At 63.7% G+C, this 17,323-nt stretch carries 17 protein-coding genes and 1 other RNA gene; 10 read left to right on the forward strand and 8 right to left on the reverse strand.

Features of this window, described 5'->3' with window-relative positions; translation table 11 throughout:
• Positions 1-47: 47 nt before the first annotated feature.
• Both FJ424_RS14125 and FJ424_RS14130 read right to left on the reverse strand, forming a co-directional pair.
• The gene (locus FJ424_RS14125) at positions 48-1,226 is read right to left on the reverse strand and encodes a lytic murein transglycosylase (protein WP_140657474.1); all 1,179 of its coding nucleotides are present in this window, start codon (positions 1,224-1,226) and stop codon (positions 48-50) included.
• A 182-nt stretch (positions 1,227-1,408) separates the two neighbouring features.
• Complete coding sequence (locus FJ424_RS14130; RefSeq protein WP_140657471.1) at positions 1,409-2,200, reverse strand: GH25 family lysozyme; 792 nt, start codon at positions 2,198-2,200, stop codon at positions 1,409-1,411.
• Positions 2,201-2,431: 231 nt separating this feature from the next.
• Between FJ424_RS14130 and FJ424_RS14135 the strand changes: the two genes are divergently transcribed.
• Positions 2,432-3,814, forward strand: a complete 1,383-nt coding sequence (locus tag FJ424_RS14135; protein ID WP_140657545.1) for a serine hydrolase — start codon at positions 2,432-2,434, stop codon at positions 3,812-3,814.
• Positions 3,815-3,839: 25 nt separating this feature from the next.
• Here the strand turns inward: FJ424_RS14135 and FJ424_RS14140 are convergent, their stop codons facing one another.
• The 5 genes from FJ424_RS14140 to FJ424_RS14160 form a co-directional block, all read right to left on the reverse strand.
• A complete protein-coding gene (locus FJ424_RS14140; RefSeq protein ID WP_140657469.1) occupies positions 3,840-4,148 on the reverse strand; it encodes a HigA family addiction module antitoxin in 309 nt (102 codons plus the stop codon).
• Between the two features lie 8 nt (positions 4,149-4,156).
• Positions 4,157-4,453 carry a type II toxin-antitoxin system RelE/ParE family toxin gene (locus tag FJ424_RS14145; RefSeq protein ID WP_140657467.1) on the reverse strand — a complete coding sequence of 99 codons (297 nt, stop codon included), beginning with the start codon at positions 4,451-4,453 and terminating at the stop codon, positions 4,157-4,159.
• Positions 4,454-4,556: 103 nt separating this feature from the next.
• Positions 4,557-5,222, reverse strand: a complete 666-nt coding sequence (locus FJ424_RS14150; protein ID WP_140657465.1) for a class I SAM-dependent methyltransferase — start codon at positions 5,220-5,222, stop codon at positions 4,557-4,559.
• Positions 5,219-6,517, reverse strand: a complete 1,299-nt coding sequence (locus tag FJ424_RS14155; protein ID WP_140657463.1) for a DUF3419 family protein — start codon at positions 6,515-6,517, stop codon at positions 5,219-5,221. Before FJ424_RS14155 ends, FJ424_RS14150 begins: the two co-directional genes overlap by 4 nt.
• A gap of 43 nt (positions 6,518-6,560) precedes the next feature.
• Positions 6,561-10,187: a hydantoinase B/oxoprolinase family protein gene (locus FJ424_RS14160; protein ID WP_140657461.1), complete on the reverse strand. Its 3,627-nt coding sequence runs from the start codon at positions 10,185-10,187 to the stop codon at positions 6,561-6,563.
• Positions 10,188-10,363: 176 nt separating this feature from the next.
• On the opposite strand from FJ424_RS14160, the gene FJ424_RS14165 reads away from it, so the two are divergent.
• The 7 genes from FJ424_RS14165 (at position 10,364) to FJ424_RS14195 (ending at position 14,332) form a co-directional block, all read left to right on the forward strand.
• Positions 10,364-10,576: a hypothetical protein gene (locus FJ424_RS14165; RefSeq protein WP_027168700.1), complete on the forward strand. Its 213-nt coding sequence runs from the start codon at positions 10,364-10,366 to the stop codon at positions 10,574-10,576.
• A 132-nt stretch (positions 10,577-10,708) separates the two neighbouring features.
• Positions 10,709-11,428 (forward strand): DnaJ family molecular chaperone, encoded by a 720-nt coding sequence (locus FJ424_RS14170; protein ID WP_140657459.1) that lies wholly within the window; start codon positions 10,709-10,711, stop codon positions 11,426-11,428.
• Positions 11,425-12,201, forward strand: coding sequence for an N-acetylmuramoyl-L-alanine amidase (locus FJ424_RS14175; protein ID WP_140657457.1), 777 nt, complete (start codon positions 11,425-11,427; stop codon positions 12,199-12,201). The genes FJ424_RS14170 and FJ424_RS14175 overlap by 4 nt, the downstream gene beginning before the upstream one ends.
• A gap of 176 nt (positions 12,202-12,377) precedes the next feature.
• Complete coding sequence (locus FJ424_RS14180; protein WP_140657455.1) at positions 12,378-13,082, forward strand: transglycosylase SLT domain-containing protein; 705 nt, start codon at positions 12,378-12,380, stop codon at positions 13,080-13,082.
• Positions 13,083-13,208: 126 nt separating this feature from the next.
• Positions 13,209-13,605, forward strand: an RNA gene (gene rnpB / locus FJ424_RS14185) — RNase P RNA component class A.
• A gap of 154 nt (positions 13,606-13,759) precedes the next feature.
• On the forward strand, positions 13,760-14,035 hold the full coding sequence (locus FJ424_RS14190) for a type II toxin-antitoxin system ParD family antitoxin (protein ID WP_140657453.1): 276 nt from the start codon (positions 13,760-13,762) through the stop codon (positions 14,033-14,035).
• A gap of 3 nt (positions 14,036-14,038) precedes the next feature.
• Positions 14,039-14,332, forward strand: a complete 294-nt coding sequence (locus FJ424_RS14195; protein ID WP_140657451.1) for a type II toxin-antitoxin system RelE/ParE family toxin — start codon at positions 14,039-14,041, stop codon at positions 14,330-14,332.
• A gap of 8 nt (positions 14,333-14,340) precedes the next feature.
• Here FJ424_RS14195 and FJ424_RS14200 read toward each other — a convergent pair whose 3' ends face one another.
• Entirely contained in the window at positions 14,341-15,456 is a 1,116-nt protein-coding gene (locus FJ424_RS14200) for a cystathionine gamma-lyase (protein ID WP_140657449.1), read from the reverse strand.
• A 394-nt stretch (positions 15,457-15,850) separates the two neighbouring features.
• On the opposite strand from FJ424_RS14200, the gene mraZ reads away from it, so the two are divergent.
• A complete protein-coding gene (gene mraZ / locus FJ424_RS14205) occupies positions 15,851-16,309 on the forward strand; it encodes a division/cell wall cluster transcriptional repressor MraZ (protein ID WP_140644023.1) in 459 nt (152 codons plus the stop codon).
• Positions 16,306-17,322: a 16S rRNA (cytosine(1402)-N(4))-methyltransferase RsmH gene (rsmH, locus tag FJ424_RS14210; protein ID WP_140657447.1), complete on the forward strand. Its 1,017-nt coding sequence runs from the start codon at positions 16,306-16,308 to the stop codon at positions 17,320-17,322. The genes mraZ and rsmH overlap by 4 nt, the downstream gene beginning before the upstream one ends.
• Position 17,323: the final 1 nt, after the last annotated feature.

The raw sequence follows: 17,323 nt of genomic DNA on the forward strand, positions 1-17,323 counted from the left end.
TGAGTAGTGAGTAGTGAGTAGTGAGATTTTCCTACTATTCACTATTCTCACAATTTCGCCAGCAATTCCGGCGTCGGCCAACCATCGACCGGCAACCCGAGCCGCGTCTGCTCCTTGCGGACAGCTTCGCGCGTGTTGGTGCCCAGGATGCCGTCGACGGTGCCCACGTCATATCCCTTGGCCTCGAGCTTGGTCTGCAGCGCCTTCATCTGGTCGCCGCTCAGACCTTGCTCGGGCATACGCGGGTCGAATTGCGGTGCGCCGGCAAGGCGCGTGGCAAGCACGGCCGCGGTCAGCGCGTATGTGAAGGACTGGTTCCATTCCAGGTAGACGTCGAAATTGTCGTAGGCCAGGAAGGCAGGCCCCTTGCGGCCCATCGGCAGCGCCAGGCCGGCTTTCAGTCCGTTGTCGACGAGCGGCGTGCCGTTCGGGTTGGTCACGCCCCATTGCGCCCATTGCGACAGCGGCAGCTTGTTGGTGCGGCCAGTCTGATCCCAGGGCATGTCGTCGGGGACGCGCACTTCCTGGATCCAGGGCTGGTCGCGCTTCCAGCCGCGCGACATGACCTTGTTGGCGGTTGTCATGATGACGTCCGGCACGCTGCCCCTGAGATCGACCTTGCCGTCGCCATCGCCATCGACGCCCTCGGCCAGATAGTCGGTCGGCAGGATCTGCGTCTGGCCGATCTCGCCGGCCCAGGCGCCCTTGACGTCAGCCGGCAGCACGCCGCGGTCGATAAGCATCAGCAGCGGCACCAATTGCTGCCGGAAAAGCTGCGGGCGGCGGCAGTCATGTGAGAGCGTCACCAGCGCATTCAGCGTATGGAAGTCGCCCTGTACGGCGCCGAAGTCGGTCTCCAGCCCCCAGAAGGCGGCGATGATGGCCGGCTGGACGCCGAACTCCTTGTCGGCGCGGTCGAAGACCTCGGCATATTTCTTCAGATTGGCCGCGCCCTGCTTCAGGCGGTAGGCCGAAATCATGCGGTTGGAGAATTCGGTGAAAGTCTGGGTGAAGACACCCTGGGCGCGGTCGCGCGCCAGCGCCCGCTCGTCGATGGTGGCGTCCTCCAGCGCGGCGAGGCCGACGGCGCCGACGCCGGCGGCCTTGGCTTCGGCCGCCACGCCCTGCTTCCAGGTCTCGAAATCGCCGCCGCATTCCTGCGCCGCCGCAGGCAGTGCAAGCGCGCCGACAAAGAGCGCCGCCAGGATTTCAACGCGCAATCGCATCGCTTTCCTCTCGAGACCGCGCATGGCCCCATCGTGACCCCGGACGGGATCGGACAGGCGCATGCGAGGATTTCAAAGCCCAGGAGCCGCGCCAGGCACTCGCGTGAGTGCGCCGCCCCGGATTACCAGCGGTTGCATGTTTCGCCGCCCGCCGTGTCGAAAAGCAGGCGGGGCGGCCGATGTCAACGGGTGTTCTGCCGCAGCCACTTCTTCCAGGCGGCTTCCGAGCCGTTGAAGACGTTGATGTCGGATTTGCCGGTCATGCCGGGCACGATGCCGGTTCCGGTGTACTGCCAGAAGGTGAAGGGGTGGCTGCCGTATTTCTCGCGCGGATGGCCTGCGACCGAGCGCAGCCAGTAGGGATAGCCGCGGAAGGTCGCCAACTGGTTGTCGTCGAAGAAGTCGAGCGAGGTGTAGATGATCGGCTTCTTGCCGTAATGGCGCTCGACCATTTGCAGGAAGACGGTCATTTCGCTGCGCACAGTGGCCGGATCGGGGCGCAGCCTGCAGGTCGGCGATTTCGGGTTCCACTCCATGTCGAGCACCGGCGGCATCGCCGACGGGTCCCTTGGGACATTGGCGATGAACCAGCGCGCCTGGGTTTCGGCCGGCGTGCAGAAATAGAAGAAATGATAGGCCGCGCGCGGAACTCCGGCGGCCCTGGTGCGCGACCAGTGCTCGTTGAAATATTCGTCGAAGCGGTCGCCGCCTTCGGTCGCCTTGATGAAGGCGAAGGAGATGCCGCTGGCCCTGGCCGTCGGCCAGTCGACCGAGGTCTGGTATTTGGAGACATCCGTGCCGTGGATGGCGTAATTCCACGGCGCGCCGCTGTCCCATTCATGCGGCTTTGAGTCCTCGAATTTAGGCGCGCGCACGGCCACCGTCTGCGTAGACGGCGACAATGGCGAAAGATCGTCCACCGTGGAGCAAGCGCCCAGCAGCGTAAGCATCAGGATGGCCGCAAGACGGCGCATGGCATTTCCCAAGCCGGGTTCAGCCGGCCGCTGATGGGTCCTTCACTGGTGGTGGTCGCTTGCGCAAGCCCCTTCCGGATTGTCGCCCCACGAGACTATCCGGCTCCTCCGTTGATCGCCGAACATGGTTGATAATCCATTGACGGCGCTCGACAACACCGATGATTTTGCGGAAGCAATGGCGGCAAATCGATGACATAAATCGAGCCGAAGACTCCAAAGGGCGGAATGATGCGGGCTGTCGTGAAGTTCATCAAATGGCTGCTTGGCCTTGTGATCCTGGCCGTGGTCGCGCTTGTTGCCTGGCTTTATTTCGCCCCGCCGGAACTCATCCGTGTCGGTTCCGGCTATTCGGCCAAGATCGTGTGCTCGAACGTGTTCATCGCCGGCCGCGACGCCAAGCAGGTGCTGGCTGTCGACGTGCAGGCGCCGGGCCATCCGCTGCTCAAGCTGATGAAGGTCTCCGTCGACAAGGAGAGGGGGCTGGTTTCGGCCGGCCTGTTCTGGGTTCTGGGCAAGAGCGTCGCGGTCGAGCGCGACGGCGTCGGCTGCGCGTCGCTTCCCGATGGTGACACCGGCAAGGCAAGGCAGACGTCGCTGCGCGCCGCGGCCTCCACGCCGGCGCAGCCGGACGCGCTTTGGCCCGATGGCGAGCGCGTGGACGCTTCCCAGAACCCGGACGTGGCGAAGATCGTCGACGATGCCGCCATGGCAGGTACGGGTATGCGAGCGATCGTTGTGGTGAAAAACGGGCGCGTCGTCGCCGAGCGTTATGGCGAGGGCTTTTCGACCAAGACGCCGCTGCTCGGCTGGTCGATGACCAAGACGGTGAATGCCGCGATCGTCGGCACGCTGGTCAAGGACGGCAAGATGGCCATGGACAACAAGGGCCTGTTCGCGCCGTGGAAGGCCGATGGGCGCTCCGCCATCAGCCTTGCCGACATGATGGCGATGTCGAGCGGGCTCGAATTCAACGAGGATTATGGCGACGTCGCCGACGTGACGCGCATGCTCTATCTCGAGCCGGACATGGCAGGCTTCGCCGAGGCCAAGCCGCTGAGCGGCGAGGTCGGCAAGGCGTTTTCCTATTCGAGCGGCACCGCGGTGATGCTGTCGCGCCTGTGGCAGGACGCGATCGGCGACAAGGCCAAGGCGCTGGCCTGGCCGCGCACGGCGCTATTCGAGCCGCTCGGTATGCACAGCGCGGTGCTCGAGACCGACGAGCAGGGGACTTTCGTGGGCTCGTCCTATCTTTACGCGACGGCGCATGACTGGGCGCGGTTCGGCCAGTTCCTGCTGCAGGGCGGGACCTGGAATGGCAACCAGATCCTGCCCCCCGGTTTCGTCGATTGGATGCGGGAGCCCGCGCCGGCTTCAAAGGTGTACGGCAAAGGCCAGGTCTGGATCGAAGGCCCGGGCGATGAGGAAAATCCCGGCGCAGGCGTCGCTGCAGGCCTGCCCAAGGACACCTATTGGATGGAGGGCCATGACGGCCAGACGGTGGCGATCATTCCGTCGGAGCAGTTGGTGGTGGTGCGGCTTGGATTGACGCCGGGCAAGTTCGGTTATCGTCCACAAGCGATGGTTGGGGCGCTCGCAAAAGCGCTCCATTAGAGGCGTGGCGGTCAATCGCCGGCCTCTATGCGGCGGTCGGCAAAGGTTTGGCGCGATCCACGCGCGCCCGCTCGTCAGGCGAGTTCATGACTTGCCAAAGATCGCTGCGGCGCTGGACGTTCAGCCAGAAATCCGGGCTGTTGCCGAACACCCGCGCCAAAATGAGAGCGGTCGCTGCGGTAATGCTGCGGCGATCGTTGCACAATTCGTTCACATGCTTGCGCGGGACTCCCATCGCCTCGGCCAAAGCGGCCTGCGTCAGACCGAGCGGCTGCATGAATTCTTCCGTGAGGATTTCCCCAACCGTTGCGGGCTTGCGTGCGGTCATCAACATGTCTCACCTCACTTATAGCTGTGGTCGTCCAAGTAGATGTCCGACGCCTCACCCCGGCCGCCATCCCAGCGGAAAACCAACCGCCATTGCTTGTTGACCCGTATGGAATGAAAGCCTTCGAGATTGCCGCGCAGCTTTTCGAAGTGGTTGCTGGGCGGCACTCGCAAATCCTGGTCGGTAGCAGCGTCGTCGATCATCTGGAGCTTGCGAAACAAGCGGCTTTCGAGATCGGACGGAATGTTGCCGGAGTGGGTATCATCCACGAAGAAGGCTCGCAGCCATCCATCTCTAAATCCAACGATCATCACATGTTTCCAAGCAGGGTCAGTGTACCACTCCTTGGGTCATGGGTGCAATTGTTCAGTTAATTGCGTTCGATACAGCCACAGGCGCCTCAAATTGCGAAATTCAGTGGGCGATCTTGATCACCGCCAGCCAGGCATAGCCGCGATAAAGCGTTCTGAAACGGAAGGTTGCGCCGGTGCGCTCGGATTCCGATTCAAGCACGTCGCGCAGCGAGGCGCGCGGCGTGACATGGAATTTCCGCAGCCAGCCGCGCAGCAACGCCCTGAACCAGCGTGGCAGGCCTTCCTGCTGGCCGAAATCGACGACATGCAGCGAGCCGCCGGGCGCGAGCGCGGCCAGGGCAGCCGATACGGTCTTCTCCCAGCCGGGGATCATCGACAGCGAATAGGAGACGAAGACCCGGTCGAAATGCTCGATGCCGAAGAGAGCCTTGGCGTCGAAATCGGTGGCGTCGCCGTGTGCGAGGTTGACTTTGTCCGTGAGACCTTCGCGAGCGACGGTCGCGTTCGCCGTCTCCAGCATCTCGGTCGAGATATCCAAACCGAAGAAGCGGGCGTCCGGGTAGCGGCGGGCGGCGAGAACGATGTTGCGGCCGGTGCCGCAGCCGAGCTCCAGCACGGTGCCGCCTTGCGGCACGTCCAGCCCGTCGATCAGCCGGTCGCGGCCGAGCAGGTAGTATTTGCGGGTCAGGTCGTAGATGTGGCGCTGCCAGCGGTAGACGCCGTCCATCAGTTCGGCATGGCTGGCCGGCAGTTCCGTCGTGCTCATGCGGCGCGCTTCACGTAGAGGTGGAAGCCGCCATAGATGGCCGAGCGGTCTTTTGCGGAGAATTCGCGTGAGGCATCGCTCTCGTAGGCCCACTGGTCGAGCAGCGAACTGGAGACACGGCCGGGCAGGAGGCTCGGTTCGGCAGCGGTGCGGAAGATGACGCGCGCGCCAGCCGAGGCCGTGCGGGTGATCTCGGTCCACAGTGCGTTGAGCAGGTCGTCGGTCATCCAGTCCTGCGCGTCGAGCAGCACGAAGCGGTCGACGCTGCCCGCATCCTTGGCAGCCAGGAACTTGATCAGGTTGGCGTGGTGGATGGCGACGCGATCGATGTTGGCGCGGATCGTCTTGTAGTTGCTCTGTTCCAGATAGGCGGGCAGCGCTGCCTCGCCAGGTTGCGGATAGCGACGGGCAAAGGCCTGCCAGGCGAAGTAATTGTTCTTGAGCGGAAAGTCGCAGGCGAGCTTTTCAAGGCGCGCCTTGAGCACGCTCGCCATCGAGCCGTCGCCAGACGTAATCAGCGAGTCGTATTGCGCCGGCGGGATGCCGAGGCCGAATAGCGAGGCTTTCCGCGACGTCGCCCAGCGCAACAGCTTCTTGTCGAAAACAGGCGCCAGCTCCTCGTTGAAGAAACGGCGCTGCTCGCCGATGTTCTCGGCCTTCATGATGCCGGCCGGGTCGACACCGAACAGCTTGCCGACGCGATGGCCCATGGCGATGAAGAGGCCGAGCAGGCCGGTCTGGTAGAAGTTGCGGTCGAAGACCGAGATGCGGCGACGACCGCGCCAGCTGCGGCGCTCCCAATAGTGACGACTGACCGCATCGAGATGCGGCGCGATGAAGCGATCATAGGCATCCGAATTGTGGCTGGTGCCGGCGGCGCCGAAGAAGCGGAAGAGATCGCCCTGTGACGGCAGGTGGCGCACCGCTTCCAGCTTCATGCGGTTCAGCGCGATGTGCGCGGCATTGAGATCGACGGCATCGATCCTGGCCGGCGAGCGGGTCAGGTAGGCCAGGATGTTGCAGCCGCCCGAGGCGATTGTGACGATGCGGTGGCCCGCGCCGAGCTGCATGGCCTCCATGTCGACATCCGGGTCTTCCCAGATCTGCGGATAGACGAGGCCGGAGAACAGAAAGGCGAACAACCGCTCGGAAATGCCGTCCTTCGACAATGCCCGGTTCTGGTAGACCGCCTTTCCGACTTCCTTGCCTCGACGATAAACGAGTTCTCCGGATACGTCCGACATGGAAAGGTGATTCCCCGTTTGCGTTGGCGCAAGCGGGTAGCGCAGCGGCATGACAGGCAGGTGACAGCCTGTTGACGGCAAGCTGACGTTGATTTCACGCTTTTCCGAAGGCTCCCGGCGTCGGCGTGGTGACGATGACGGTCTCGCCGGCATCGAGCGTGGTTTGGTCGCAGGCCTTCAAGACGTCGACCGATCCGTCATTGCGCCTGACCTTGGTCGAGCCCGCCTCGCCATCGCCGCCGCCGTCGAGGCCCTGGGGCGGCCGGTTGCGGTGCGAGGACAGGATCGCGCATTCCATCTTTTCGAGGAAGCGGATGGTGCGCCTGGTGCCGTCGCCGGCGTTCCACTTGCCCTTGCCGCCGGAGCCCTCGCGAATGTGGAAGTCCTCCAATACGACGGGGAAGCGCAGTTCCAGCACTTCCGGGTCGGTGAGGCGCGAATTGGTCATGTGGGTATGGACACCGGACGTGCCGGCAAAGCCGCATCCCGAATTCATCCGGCCGGCCGGCGAGCCGGAGCAGATCGTCTCGTAATACTGGTATTTCTTGTTGCCGAAGGTGAGGTTGTTCATCGTGCCTTGCGCGTTGGCAATCGCACCCATCGCGCCGAACAGCGCATTGGTGACGTGCTGCGAGGTCTCGACATTGCCGGCGACGACGGCGGCCGGGTAGGCGGGCTTCAGCATCGAGCCTTCGGGGATGACGATGTTGATCGGCCTCAGGCACCCGGCATTCATCGGGATCATGTCCTCGACCATAACGCGGAAGGCGTAGAGCACGGCGGCGCGGGCGACGGGCTCCGGCGCGTTGAAGTTGTTCTTCATCACCGGCGACGTGCCGGTGAAATCGACGGTCGCCTCGCGTTTTTGCCGGTCGACGGTGATCTTCACCCTGATCACCTGGCCGGTGTCGGTGGGGTATTCGTATGCCGCGCTGTCGGGGAGCCGCTCGATCACGCGGCGCACGCTCTCGGCGGCATTGTCCTGGACATGGCCCATATAGGCCTCGACGACCTCGAGCCCGAAATGCGCGACCATCTTGCGCAGCTCCGCCACGCCTTTTTCGTTGGCGGCGATCTGTGCCTTCAGGTCGGCGGTGTTCTGGGCCGGATTGCGCGCGGGGTAGGGGTGGTCGGTCAGCAGCGTCTCCAGCTCCGTCTCGCGGAAGCGGCCGCGGTCGACGATGCGGAAATTGTCGAACAGCACGCCTTCCTCATCGACCGTTGTCGCAAGCGGCGTCATCGAGCCGGGCGCGGTGCCGCCGACATCGGCGTGATGGCCGCGCGAGGCAGCCCAGAACAGGATCTCCTTGCGCGCATCGTCGAAGACAGGCGTCACCACGGTGATGTCGGGCAAATGCGTTCCGCCATTATAGGGCGCGTTGAGGGCGAAGACGTCGCCGGGATGGATGTCGGCCGAATTCAGGCGGATGACGGTTTCGACCGAGCGGTCCATTGAGCCCAGATGCACCGGCATGTGCGGCGCATTGGCGACCAGTGCGCCATGGCGGTCGAACACGGCGCAGGAAAAATCGAGCCGTTCCTTGATGTTGACCGAATAGGCGGTGTTCTGCAGCGTCACGCCCATCTGCTCGGCGATCGACATGAAGAGGTTGTTGAAGACCTCAAGCATCACCGGATCGGCCTCGGTTCCGAGTGCGGCCTGCCGTCGTTTCTTGCTCGTTCGGCGCAGGAGAATATGGTCCTTTGCGGTGATCTCGGCCTGCCAGCCCGGTTCGACAACAACGGTCTGGTTGGGTTCGATGATCAGGGCTGGGCCGGCAACTTTGTTGCCCTGCCCAAGGGCTTCGCGACGGAAGACGCCGGCCTCGCGCCATTCGCCTTCGGCGAATATTTTCCGCTTCTCGGAAGGAACAACGGCAAGATCCTGCAACTCCGCTTCGGTTTCCGCGCGGCCCGCGCCGCCGGCATCGCTGCCCTCCACCCCTACAGCCTCGATAATCATCGGCTTGTTTTCATAGACGAACCCGAACTGCGACTTGTGCGCGGCCTCGAAATCGTCCTTCGCCCGCAGGATCGAGCCGTGCTCGAAATTCACCGGCAGAGTCGTGTCGGTGCCATCGTAGCGGATCTGGAGGATTGGCCTGGCGGTAATCCCGCTCTCGGCGATGCCCTGAGACACAAGTTCGGCGACCACAACTCCGCGCAGGGCGGCTATGAGATTTTCGATCGCCGGCCTGGATGCGTCCGCGAGCGGCTCCAGCAGCGCCTGCTGGCGCGAGGCGAAGACCGACGAGAGGCCGATGCCATAAGCGGAAAGCAGCCCCGAAAAGGGGTGGATGAGCACGGCTTCCATGCCGAGCGCATCGGCAACCAGGCAAGCATGCTGACCGCCGGCGCCGCCGAAGCAGTTGAGGAGATACTCGGTGACGTCGTAGCCGCGCTGCACCGAGATCTTCTTGATGGCGTTAGCCATGTTCTCGACGGCGATGGTGACGAAACCTTCGGCCACCGCCTCAGGCGTCCGGCCGTCGCCGATTTCGGCGGCAAGTGTGGCGAATTTTTCGCCAACCGTGCCGACATCGAGCGGCTGGTCCTGGCCCGCACCAAAGATCGCCGGGAAGAAATCGGGCTGCAATTTGCCGAGCATGACGTTGGCGTCGGTGACGGCAAGCGGACCGCCGCGCCGATAGGCGGCGGGGCCGGGATTGGCGCCGGCGGAATCCGGACCGACGCGGAAGCGGCCCGCTTCATAGTGCAGGATCGAGCCGCCTCCGGCGGCGACGGTGTGGATGCGCATCATTGGCGCGCGGATGCGCACGCCGGCGACCTCGGTGTCGAAGGCGCGTTCGTATTCGCCGTCATAATGTGCGACGTCGGTCGAGGTGCCGCCCATGTCGAAGCCGATGACCTTTTCGAAGCCGGCGAGCTTCGCCGTCTCGACCATGCCGACGACCCCGCCGGCCGGGCCGGACAGCAACGCGTCCTTGCCCTGGAACAGGTCGGCGGCGGTAAGACCGCCCGACGACATCATGAACATCAGGCGCGGTCCGGCGCCAAGTTCGCCGGCCACCCGTTGCACATAGCGCGACAGGATCGGCGACAGATAGGCGTCGACCACGGTGGTGTCGCCGCGGCCGACCAGCTTGATGAGCGGCGAGACCTCGTGAGAGACCGATATCTGGCTGAAGCCGATCTTGCGGCAGACTTTTGCCACGGCCTTTTCGTGATCCGGATATTTCCAGGCATGCATGAAGACGATGGCGACCGCGTCGATGCCGTCGGCCTTGGCCTGCTCGATCGCCGGGCGGCAGGCCGCGATGTCGAGCAGGCGCTCGACGCAGCCGTCGGCGCGCACGCGCTCGTCGATCTCGATGACGCGCTCGTAAAGCTGCTCCGGCAGGATGATCTCCTTGGCGAAGATGTCCGGCCTCGCCTGGTAAGCGATGCGCAATGCGTCGCGAAAACCCTTGCTGATGAGCAGCAGGACGCGGTCGCCCTTGCGCTCGAGCAGTGCATTGGTGGCAACGGTCGTGCCCATTTTGACGTCGCCGATCGCGTCTGCGGAAATGGCGGCGCCGGTTTTCAACCCCAACAGGTCGCGGATGCCCTGGATGGCGGCGTCCGCATAGGCCTCGGGATTTTCGGACAGGAGTTTTCGGGGATGCAGCCGGCCTTGCGGGTCACGGCCGATGACGTCGGTGAAGGTGCCACCGCGGTCGATCCAGAAGTCCCATTTCCCAGTCCCCACGGCTGCCGGCATTTTGCTTATCCACCATGTCTTCGAGCGTATGTTCTGTTAGTTCGGGATTTCGGCGCCAGCAATCGCAAGTTGATGTTACACATGGAAATGCAACGTTACGAAACCGGCGGGCCTGCTGATGCATTTCTCTTGCGACCGCTCACCGAAATGTGAGCGTCTGTTGAAGGAGAGATATCATGAAGAAGCTCATTCTGGCGTCTGTTTCGGCGCTCGCCCTGCTGGGGGTCGCGGCTTGCAGCGACAGTGGCACCGGCACCGACAATACCACCACGCAAAGCACCAATCCGCCGGCCAACGAGCAGCCCATGAAGCCGGCTTCGCCCGACGCTTCGAAGCCCGCTGAACCGGCTCCGGCAACAAATCCGGCTCCTGCCGCGCCTGCGCAGTAAGAGCCTGACAGACAATATCGAGGAAGGCCGGCCTTGCCGGCCTTCCCTTTTCGCCCTCGATCCCGCGCAGCGGATCGCCTGCGGCATCGTCCAGGCTTGATAGAACCGCCCGGTTCGCACTATGAAGCCGGCATGTCGATTTGGGACCGTCTTGGCGACTTCATCGCTCGTGTTTCGTCGTCGGCGTCCTCGGGCGTCGCGGATGTCGTGGAAGCCGTGCGCACCGTGTTTTCGGGCGATCCGGATCTGCGCCGGCGCGTGGCCTTCTCCGTGGCCATGATCGCGCTCTCGGCCAAGATGGCCAAGGCCGACGGCATCGTCACGCAGGATGAGGTTCGCGCCTTCCAGGAAATCTTCGAAGTGCCGCCGAGCGAGACACGCAACGTGGCGCGGCTTTACGACATCGCCAAGCAGGACGTCGCCGGCTTCGAGATCTATGCCCAGCGCATGGCGCAGCTCTGCGGGTCCGGCCATGCCAACTGCATGATGCTGGAAGATATCCTCGACGGCCTGTTCCATATCGCCAAGGCGGATGGCCTCATTCATGAGCATGAGGGTCAGTTCCTGCATCGCATCGCCGAGATCTTCCGGATCGACGAGGCGCATTACGAAGCGATCCTGTCGCGGCACGTCGATCTCGGCGCCGCCGACCCCTATGTCGTTCTGGGCATCGAGCGCGGCAAGCCGTTCGAGGAGATCAGGAAACGCTACCGCAAGCTCATCTCGGACAATCATCCCGACAGGCTGATCGCACGCGGCTTGCCGCAGGAATTCATCAAGATCGCCACGACCAGGGTCGCGGCGATCAACGCCGCCTATGAGATGATCGAGCGGGGCCTCAGACACGTATGAGCGGGTTCCTGCCCGACCAGCCAGGCGCCGAGGTCCGGGTGTCGCCGAATTTCGGTCCGCGCCGCGAGACGCTTCGACCCGACATGATCGTGCTGCATTATACCGGCATGGCAAGCGGGGCCGGCGCCGAGGCGTGGCTGTGTGACCCGGCGAGCGAAGTATCCTCGCATTATCTCGTTCATGAGGACGGCCGCATCGTCCAAATGGTACGCGAGAGCGACCGGGCGTGGCATGCCGGCAAGAGTTCCTGGCTCGGGCGTACCGACATCAACTCCTGTTCGGTCGGCATCGAGATCGTCAACCCCGGGCATTCGCTGGGCTACAAGGCTTTTCCGAAGCGACAGATCGATGCCGTGGTCGAGTTGTGCGCGGGCATCGTGAACCGTTATTCGATCCCCGCGGCAAGGGTGCTCGCGCATTCGGACGTGGCCCCGGGCCGCAAGGTCGACCCTGGCGAAAAATTTCCGTGGAAGGCGCTGTTCGTGGCGGGCGTCGGCCACCTCGTGCCGGCGGCGCCTATAAAGCCCGGCGCCGCACTCAAGGCCGGCGACATAGGCGCCGATGTCGAGGCGCTGCAATCGATGCTGGCGCTCTATGGCTATGGCGTCGAGATGTCGGGTGTCTACGACAAGCGGACGGAAATCGTGGTAGCGGCCTTCCAGCGACATTTCCGGCGGCGGCTGGTGGATGGTGCAGCGGACAATTCGACGCTCCGCACGCTGGAAAGGCTCCTCGCTTCCGTAAAGGCAGCCCCCGCCAAAGGGTCGCGATAAGTTCCTTAAATTACAATCTGTCATTTAAAGTGAATTGCGTCGCCTTCATTGCCGCCAATTCCGCCTTCAAATGCCTCTCCCGCAAGTCGTCGGGCATCTATCCCCCCGGATGATCCGATGTTGAATTGGCACAACTGCGAGAAGTTCTTCGCGCGGTTCTAACAGAACAGGACTACATGCAAAAATTGACCGTTGTAGCGGCAGCTGTTGCTGCCGGAGTGATAAGTTTTGCCTTCAATCCGGCAAGCAGCGCCCCTTTAAGCCTTCGGGCGGATAATGGCCTTGCCGCTGCCCCCTTAACGAGCAAGGCTGTACCGGGCAGCAAAACGCCAAAGATCAAGAGAGCCCCGGCAAAGGTGCAGAAAGCCGCCGCGATCAGGGCGGGGAAATCGACGGCTAAGCGTGCCAGACGCGGCAGAAAGGCGATCGATCTGACCACGACCGCTTCGATCAACACCGGCAAGATCGCACCGGCGGCACCCGCCGCGGCCGGCGGGGGCCAATATTCGGCGATCGTTGCCCGCTATGCCGCAAGCTACGGCGTGCCGGTGTCGCTGGCCAAAGCCGTCATCAAGATCGAAAGCAACTACAGGCCGAGCATGGTCGGAAGCGCCGGCGAGATCGGCCTCATGCAGATCAAGCCGGCCACGGCGCGCATGATGGGTTATACCGGTTCGACCAAGGGACTGTTCGATCCCGACACCAACATCAAATTCGGCATGAAGTATCTTGCGATGGCGCAGGGTCTCGGCGGCGGCACCACCTGCGGCACAATCCTGAAATACAATGCCGGTCACGGCGCCAGGCGGATGAATCCGGTTTCGGCCGCTTATTGCAGCAAGGTGAAGGTGCAGATGGCGGCGCTGGGTTCGCCGGCTTAAGCCGGCCCACCGAAGTGGATTTGGGCAACGCGTATCTGCTTCGTGCACGTCGTTGTCCCAAACCGCCGCGCATCCGGGCGCTTTTTCGTTTGCGTTTTCGGGCGGGAACACCTTTATACGCGCTTACCAGCTGGCCGGGCGGCCGCACCCGCGAGAACCGAAAGGTTGCGGGTGAGGAAAGTCCGGGCTCCATGGAGACACGGTGCCGGCTAACGGCCGGCGGGGGCGACCCCAGGGAAAGTGCCACAGAAAGCAAACCGCCACGGCATTTGCCGGGGCAAGGGTGAAAGGGTGGGGTAAGAGCCCACCGCGCGACTGGCGACAGGAGCGGCAGGGCAAACCCCACCGGGAGCAAAACCGAATAGGGGCGGTGCGAGGGGAAACCTTCGAGGGCTGTTTCCGGCCCACCGTCCGGGTAGGTTGCGTGAGGCGCATGGCAACATGCGCCCAAGATGAATGGCCGCCACGTTCTCGCCGCAAGGTGAGGGCCATACAGAACCCGGCTTACAGGCCAGCTGGCATTTTTCCAAAGTGCGGTAGCGGCACGAAATCAGAAGGTTACGCCGGAAGGCGGGCCTTTTGATTCAACGTGCGGCGCAATCGCCCTGAACGCGATGACCTGTTCCTTGAAGCTGGTGCGATTAAATCGTACCTTGAAGGAGGAACAGGAGCGCATCATGGGCCAGGTCGACAAACGCAGCATCACACTTTCGCCGGAGCTGGCAGCCGCGGTTGACGATGTGGTCGCGGCTGGCGAATACGCCTCGGCCAGCGAAGTGATCCGCGATGCGCTCAGGCAATGGAAGGAGCGGCGCGATCTGCTCGGCTACAGCGTCGAAGAGCTGCGGAAACTGGTGCAGGAGGGGATCGACAGCGGGCCCGGCCGGTTCGAATCTATGGAAGAAATCAAAGCTGAGGCGCGCAAGCGCTTTCGGTCTGGCGGAGCGGTATGACACTTGCTGCGCATCGTTCGAACCTCGCACGCCGAAGAGGATTTGATCGCGATCTGGCAGTATGTTGCGCGCGATAGCGAAGCCGCAGCGGACCGATTGCTCGATCGCATCGAAAACCGTTGGCAGCAACTCGCCATCTATCCGTCATCTGGTCCCTTACGCGACGATATTGCTCCGGGCATTCGCCATCTCATCGTTGGCGAATATCTCACCTTTTACCGTGTCGGCGAGGACACGGTCCAAATTCTCCGCGTCCTTCATGGCCGGCGCGAAATCGAGGCTGGCGATCTGACGTGATGGGCAGGCTAGGCGCCGATCCTATCCAGCGACGCCTCAATCGCCTGCCACAGTTCCTCGACCGGCTCGCAGCCGATCGCCAGGCGAACGAAGCCGGGCGGCACGGCATCGCCGCGTTTCGAGCGCCGCTCCGCCGATGTGTGCACGCCGCCGAAGGACGTTGCCGCTTCGATAAGCCGACAGCCGTCGATGAACGCCTCGGCCTGTTCTTCGGAGGCGAGTTCAAAGGAAATCAGGAAGCCGAAGCGCTCCATCTGGGCGCGCGCCAGATTGTGCGAGGCATCGCCTTCGAGTCCCGGAAAGCGCAGGCCGCTGACGGCGCGATGGTCCTTCAGGCGGCGCGCGATCGTTTCGGCCGACGAGCACATGCGGTCGAAGCGCACTTCCAGCGTTTCGAGGCCGCGATGCACGAGCCAGGCCTCGAACGGACCGGGGATGCCGCCGGCCGTCTCGCGCCAATCCTTCACCCTGGCGACAATGTCCGGATCGCGGCTGGCGACATGGCCGAAGAGCACGTCGGAATGGCCATTGATCGCCTTGGTGTCGGCCGAAACCACAATGTTCGCGCCAAGGTCGAGCGGGCGCTGGCCGAAGGGCGTCATGGTCGTGTTGTCGACGATCAAGGTCCCCCCTTGCGCATGCACGGCTTTGGCGACCGCGGTGATGTCGCAGATGTCCAGCCGCGGGTTCGACGGACTTTCGACGAAGACCGCCCGGTAGCCGGCGAAGCCGCCATCGAGCATGCTTGCCGTCGGCCTTACGTCATAAGCGACGCCGAGCGGTTTCAGGAAACGCTCGGCCAGCGCGCGCGTCGTGTGATAGCCGTCCGATGGCAACAGGATGCGGTCGCCCGATTTGACGAGTGCAAAGAAAGCCGCGGAAATCGCGGCCATTCCCGACGGGAAGGCAACGCATTGCGCATCTTCCAGATGGCCAAGCGCATGCTCGACCGCATGCCAGGTCGGGTTGCTGAAGCGGCCGTATTGATCGAAGCCCGTCGCGTCGCCCGGCGCGTGGAAGATCGAAGCCATGGTCAGCGGCAAGGGGATGGGATCGCCCTTGGCGAAATCGGCGCTGCGCAGATGGGCAAGTGTCGCGGCGCGTGACTTCGCAGTGTCGGACATCAGTTGGATCCTTGGCTAGGGCAGAAAACCTCAACGGACGCTATGCGCGCCGGCTGTGCGCATCAAGCCGCGTCTTTTTGGGCCAGAGGGCTCTAAACGCTTCGTTAGGCTTAATAGACGATAAAGACGAGACGTGCCTTCAGCCTGCGCTTTGTGGTTGTGGTGCGCGTTTGTGATACCTATTCCCGTTGACGCCCATAGTGCCCCATGATATCCCATTCGCATCATCAAGCTTTCGTTCCGCGTCAGGGTGAAGCGTACGCCAATCGGGCAGCCGCGGCGGCTGTGCGTTTGTCGGTTTTCGCCCCGGTGAATGAAGCGATTTGCCGCAAGCGCGGCGAGGGCGCGGAGAACAACATGAGGGGTGCAGCGGCGCCAGCGGCTGTAGAGTCTATTGGACCGGTTTCTGTCGAACACGGTGAGCAGGATCGATGCGAAGGGACGGGTGTCCGTTCCGGCGCATTTCCGCGCCGTGGTGCAGAAACGCGGCTATTCGGAACTCTACGCGCTGCGCTGCCTGGACCTGTCGGCGATGGATGTCGGTGGGCTCGACCTGCTCGACCGCTACGAGCAGCGGATCGCGCTGGAGGACCCGTTCCTGCAGACGGCGGACGACATGTCGTTCTTCTGCCATGGCGACGGGACGTTTCTGAAGCTGGACCAGGACGGCCGCATCACCATGACCGATTTCATCCGCGAGCATACGGGCATCTCGAACGAGGTGGCCTTTGTCGGCCGCGGCAATTTCTTTCAAGTCTGGGAGCCGGGACGGCTTGCCGCCTATGGGGCGCAGGCGCGGGCCAGGCTTTTGCAGCTTCGGCAGGGGACGAAGCCCGGGGAGCGATCGGAATGATGGCTGGCCACGGCGATGACCCTCACGCCGTTGGCGGACTGGCCCGTCACATTCCGGTCCTCCTTGCCGAGGTGCTCGACGCGCTCGCACCGAAGGCCGGCGAGACGATCGTCGACGGGACATTCGGCGCCGGCGGCTACACCAGCGCCATCCTCGATCGCGGCGCTTCCGTCGTTGCCATCGACCGCGACCCGGACGCAATCGCGGCGGGCAGGGCGCTCGAAGAACGGGCAGGCGGCCGACTGAGGCTTGTCCAGGCGCCGTTCTCGACGCTGGACGAGCATGTCGAGAGCGCCGATGGCGTGGTGCTCGACATCGGCGTTTCCTCCATGCAGCTCGACCAAGCCGAGCGCGGCTTTTCGTTTCGCGCCGACGGGCCGCTCGACATGCGCATGGCGCAGGCGGGTCTCTCCGCCGCCGATGTCGTCAACACCTTCAAGGCGGGCGACCTTGCGCGTATCTTCGGCTTTCTCGGCGAGGAGCGCCATGCCGGCCGCATCGCGCGCATGATCGAAAGCCGGCGCGAGAAGAGGCCTTTCGAGCGCACGCTCGATCTGGGCGACGCCATCGCCACCCATATCGGCCGCGCGCCGAAGGACAAGATCCATCCGGCCACGCGCGTCTTCCAGGCGCTGCGCATCTTCGTCAATGACGAGCTTGGCGAACTGGCGCGGGCGCTGCTTGCCGGCGAACGGGTGCTCAAGCCCGGCGGACGGCTGGCCGTGGTGACGTTCCATTCGCTGGAAGACCGCATCGTCAAGCGCTTCATCGCCGATCGTTCCGAAGCAGCCAGCGGCTCGCGGCATATGCCCGACGCGCCCGTGCGCATTGCCACCTTCCGCAAGGCCGGCGGCGGCGTGACGCCGGGAGAGGCCGAGACGGAGGCCAATCCGCGCGCGCGCTCGGCCAGGCTGCGCGCGGCGATACGCACCGATGCCCCGGCGCGCGCCGGCGACTTTTCGATTTTCGGCCTTCCAAAGCTTCCCGCCGTCGAGCGGCCGGGAGAGAGGTGAG

Source organism: Mesorhizobium sp. B3-1-8, from assembly GCF_006439495.1.
Taxonomy (GTDB): Bacteria; Pseudomonadota; Alphaproteobacteria; order Rhizobiales; family Rhizobiaceae; genus Mesorhizobium.

Excerpts from the sequence above, each read along its gene's own strand:
- FJ424_RS14125 (WP_140657474.1), bottom strand. The coding sequence starts at position 1,226 with ATGCGATTGCGCGTTGAAATCCTGGCGGCGCTCTTTGTCGGCGCGCTT.
- FJ424_RS14130 (WP_140657471.1), bottom strand. The coding sequence starts at position 2,200 with ATGCGCCGTCTTGCGGCCATCCTGATGCTTACGCTGCTGGGCGCTTGC.
- FJ424_RS14135 (WP_140657545.1), top strand. The coding sequence starts at position 2,432 with ATGCGGGCTGTCGTGAAGTTCATCAAATGGCTGCTTGGCCTTGTGATC.
- FJ424_RS14140 (WP_140657469.1), bottom strand. The coding sequence starts at position 4,148 with ATGTTGATGACCGCACGCAAGCCCGCAACGGTTGGGGAAATCCTCACG.
- FJ424_RS14145 (WP_140657467.1), bottom strand. The coding sequence starts at position 4,453 with ATGATCGTTGGATTTAGAGATGGATGGCTGCGAGCCTTCTTCGTGGAT.
- FJ424_RS14150 (WP_140657465.1), bottom strand. The coding sequence starts at position 5,222 with ATGAGCACGACGGAACTGCCGGCCAGCCATGCCGAACTGATGGACGGC.
- FJ424_RS14155 (WP_140657463.1), bottom strand. The coding sequence starts at position 6,517 with ATGCCGCTGCGCTACCCGCTTGCGCCAACGCAAACGGGGAATCACCTT.
- FJ424_RS14160 (WP_140657461.1), bottom strand. The coding sequence starts at position 10,187 with ATGCCGGCAGCCGTGGGGACTGGGAAATGGGACTTCTGGATCGACCGC.
- FJ424_RS14165 (WP_027168700.1), top strand. The coding sequence starts at position 10,364 with ATGAAGAAGCTCATTCTGGCGTCTGTTTCGGCGCTCGCCCTGCTGGGG.
- FJ424_RS14170 (WP_140657459.1), top strand. The coding sequence starts at position 10,709 with ATGTCGATTTGGGACCGTCTTGGCGACTTCATCGCTCGTGTTTCGTCG.
- FJ424_RS14175 (WP_140657457.1), top strand. The coding sequence starts at position 11,425 with ATGAGCGGGTTCCTGCCCGACCAGCCAGGCGCCGAGGTCCGGGTGTCG.
- FJ424_RS14180 (WP_140657455.1), top strand. The coding sequence starts at position 12,378 with ATGCAAAAATTGACCGTTGTAGCGGCAGCTGTTGCTGCCGGAGTGATA.
- FJ424_RS14190 (WP_140657453.1), top strand. The coding sequence starts at position 13,760 with ATGGGCCAGGTCGACAAACGCAGCATCACACTTTCGCCGGAGCTGGCA.
- FJ424_RS14200 (WP_140657449.1), bottom strand. The coding sequence starts at position 15,456 with ATGTCCGACACTGCGAAGTCACGCGCCGCGACACTTGCCCATCTGCGC.
- rsmH (WP_140657447.1), top strand. The coding sequence starts at position 16,306 with ATGATGGCTGGCCACGGCGATGACCCTCACGCCGTTGGCGGACTGGCC.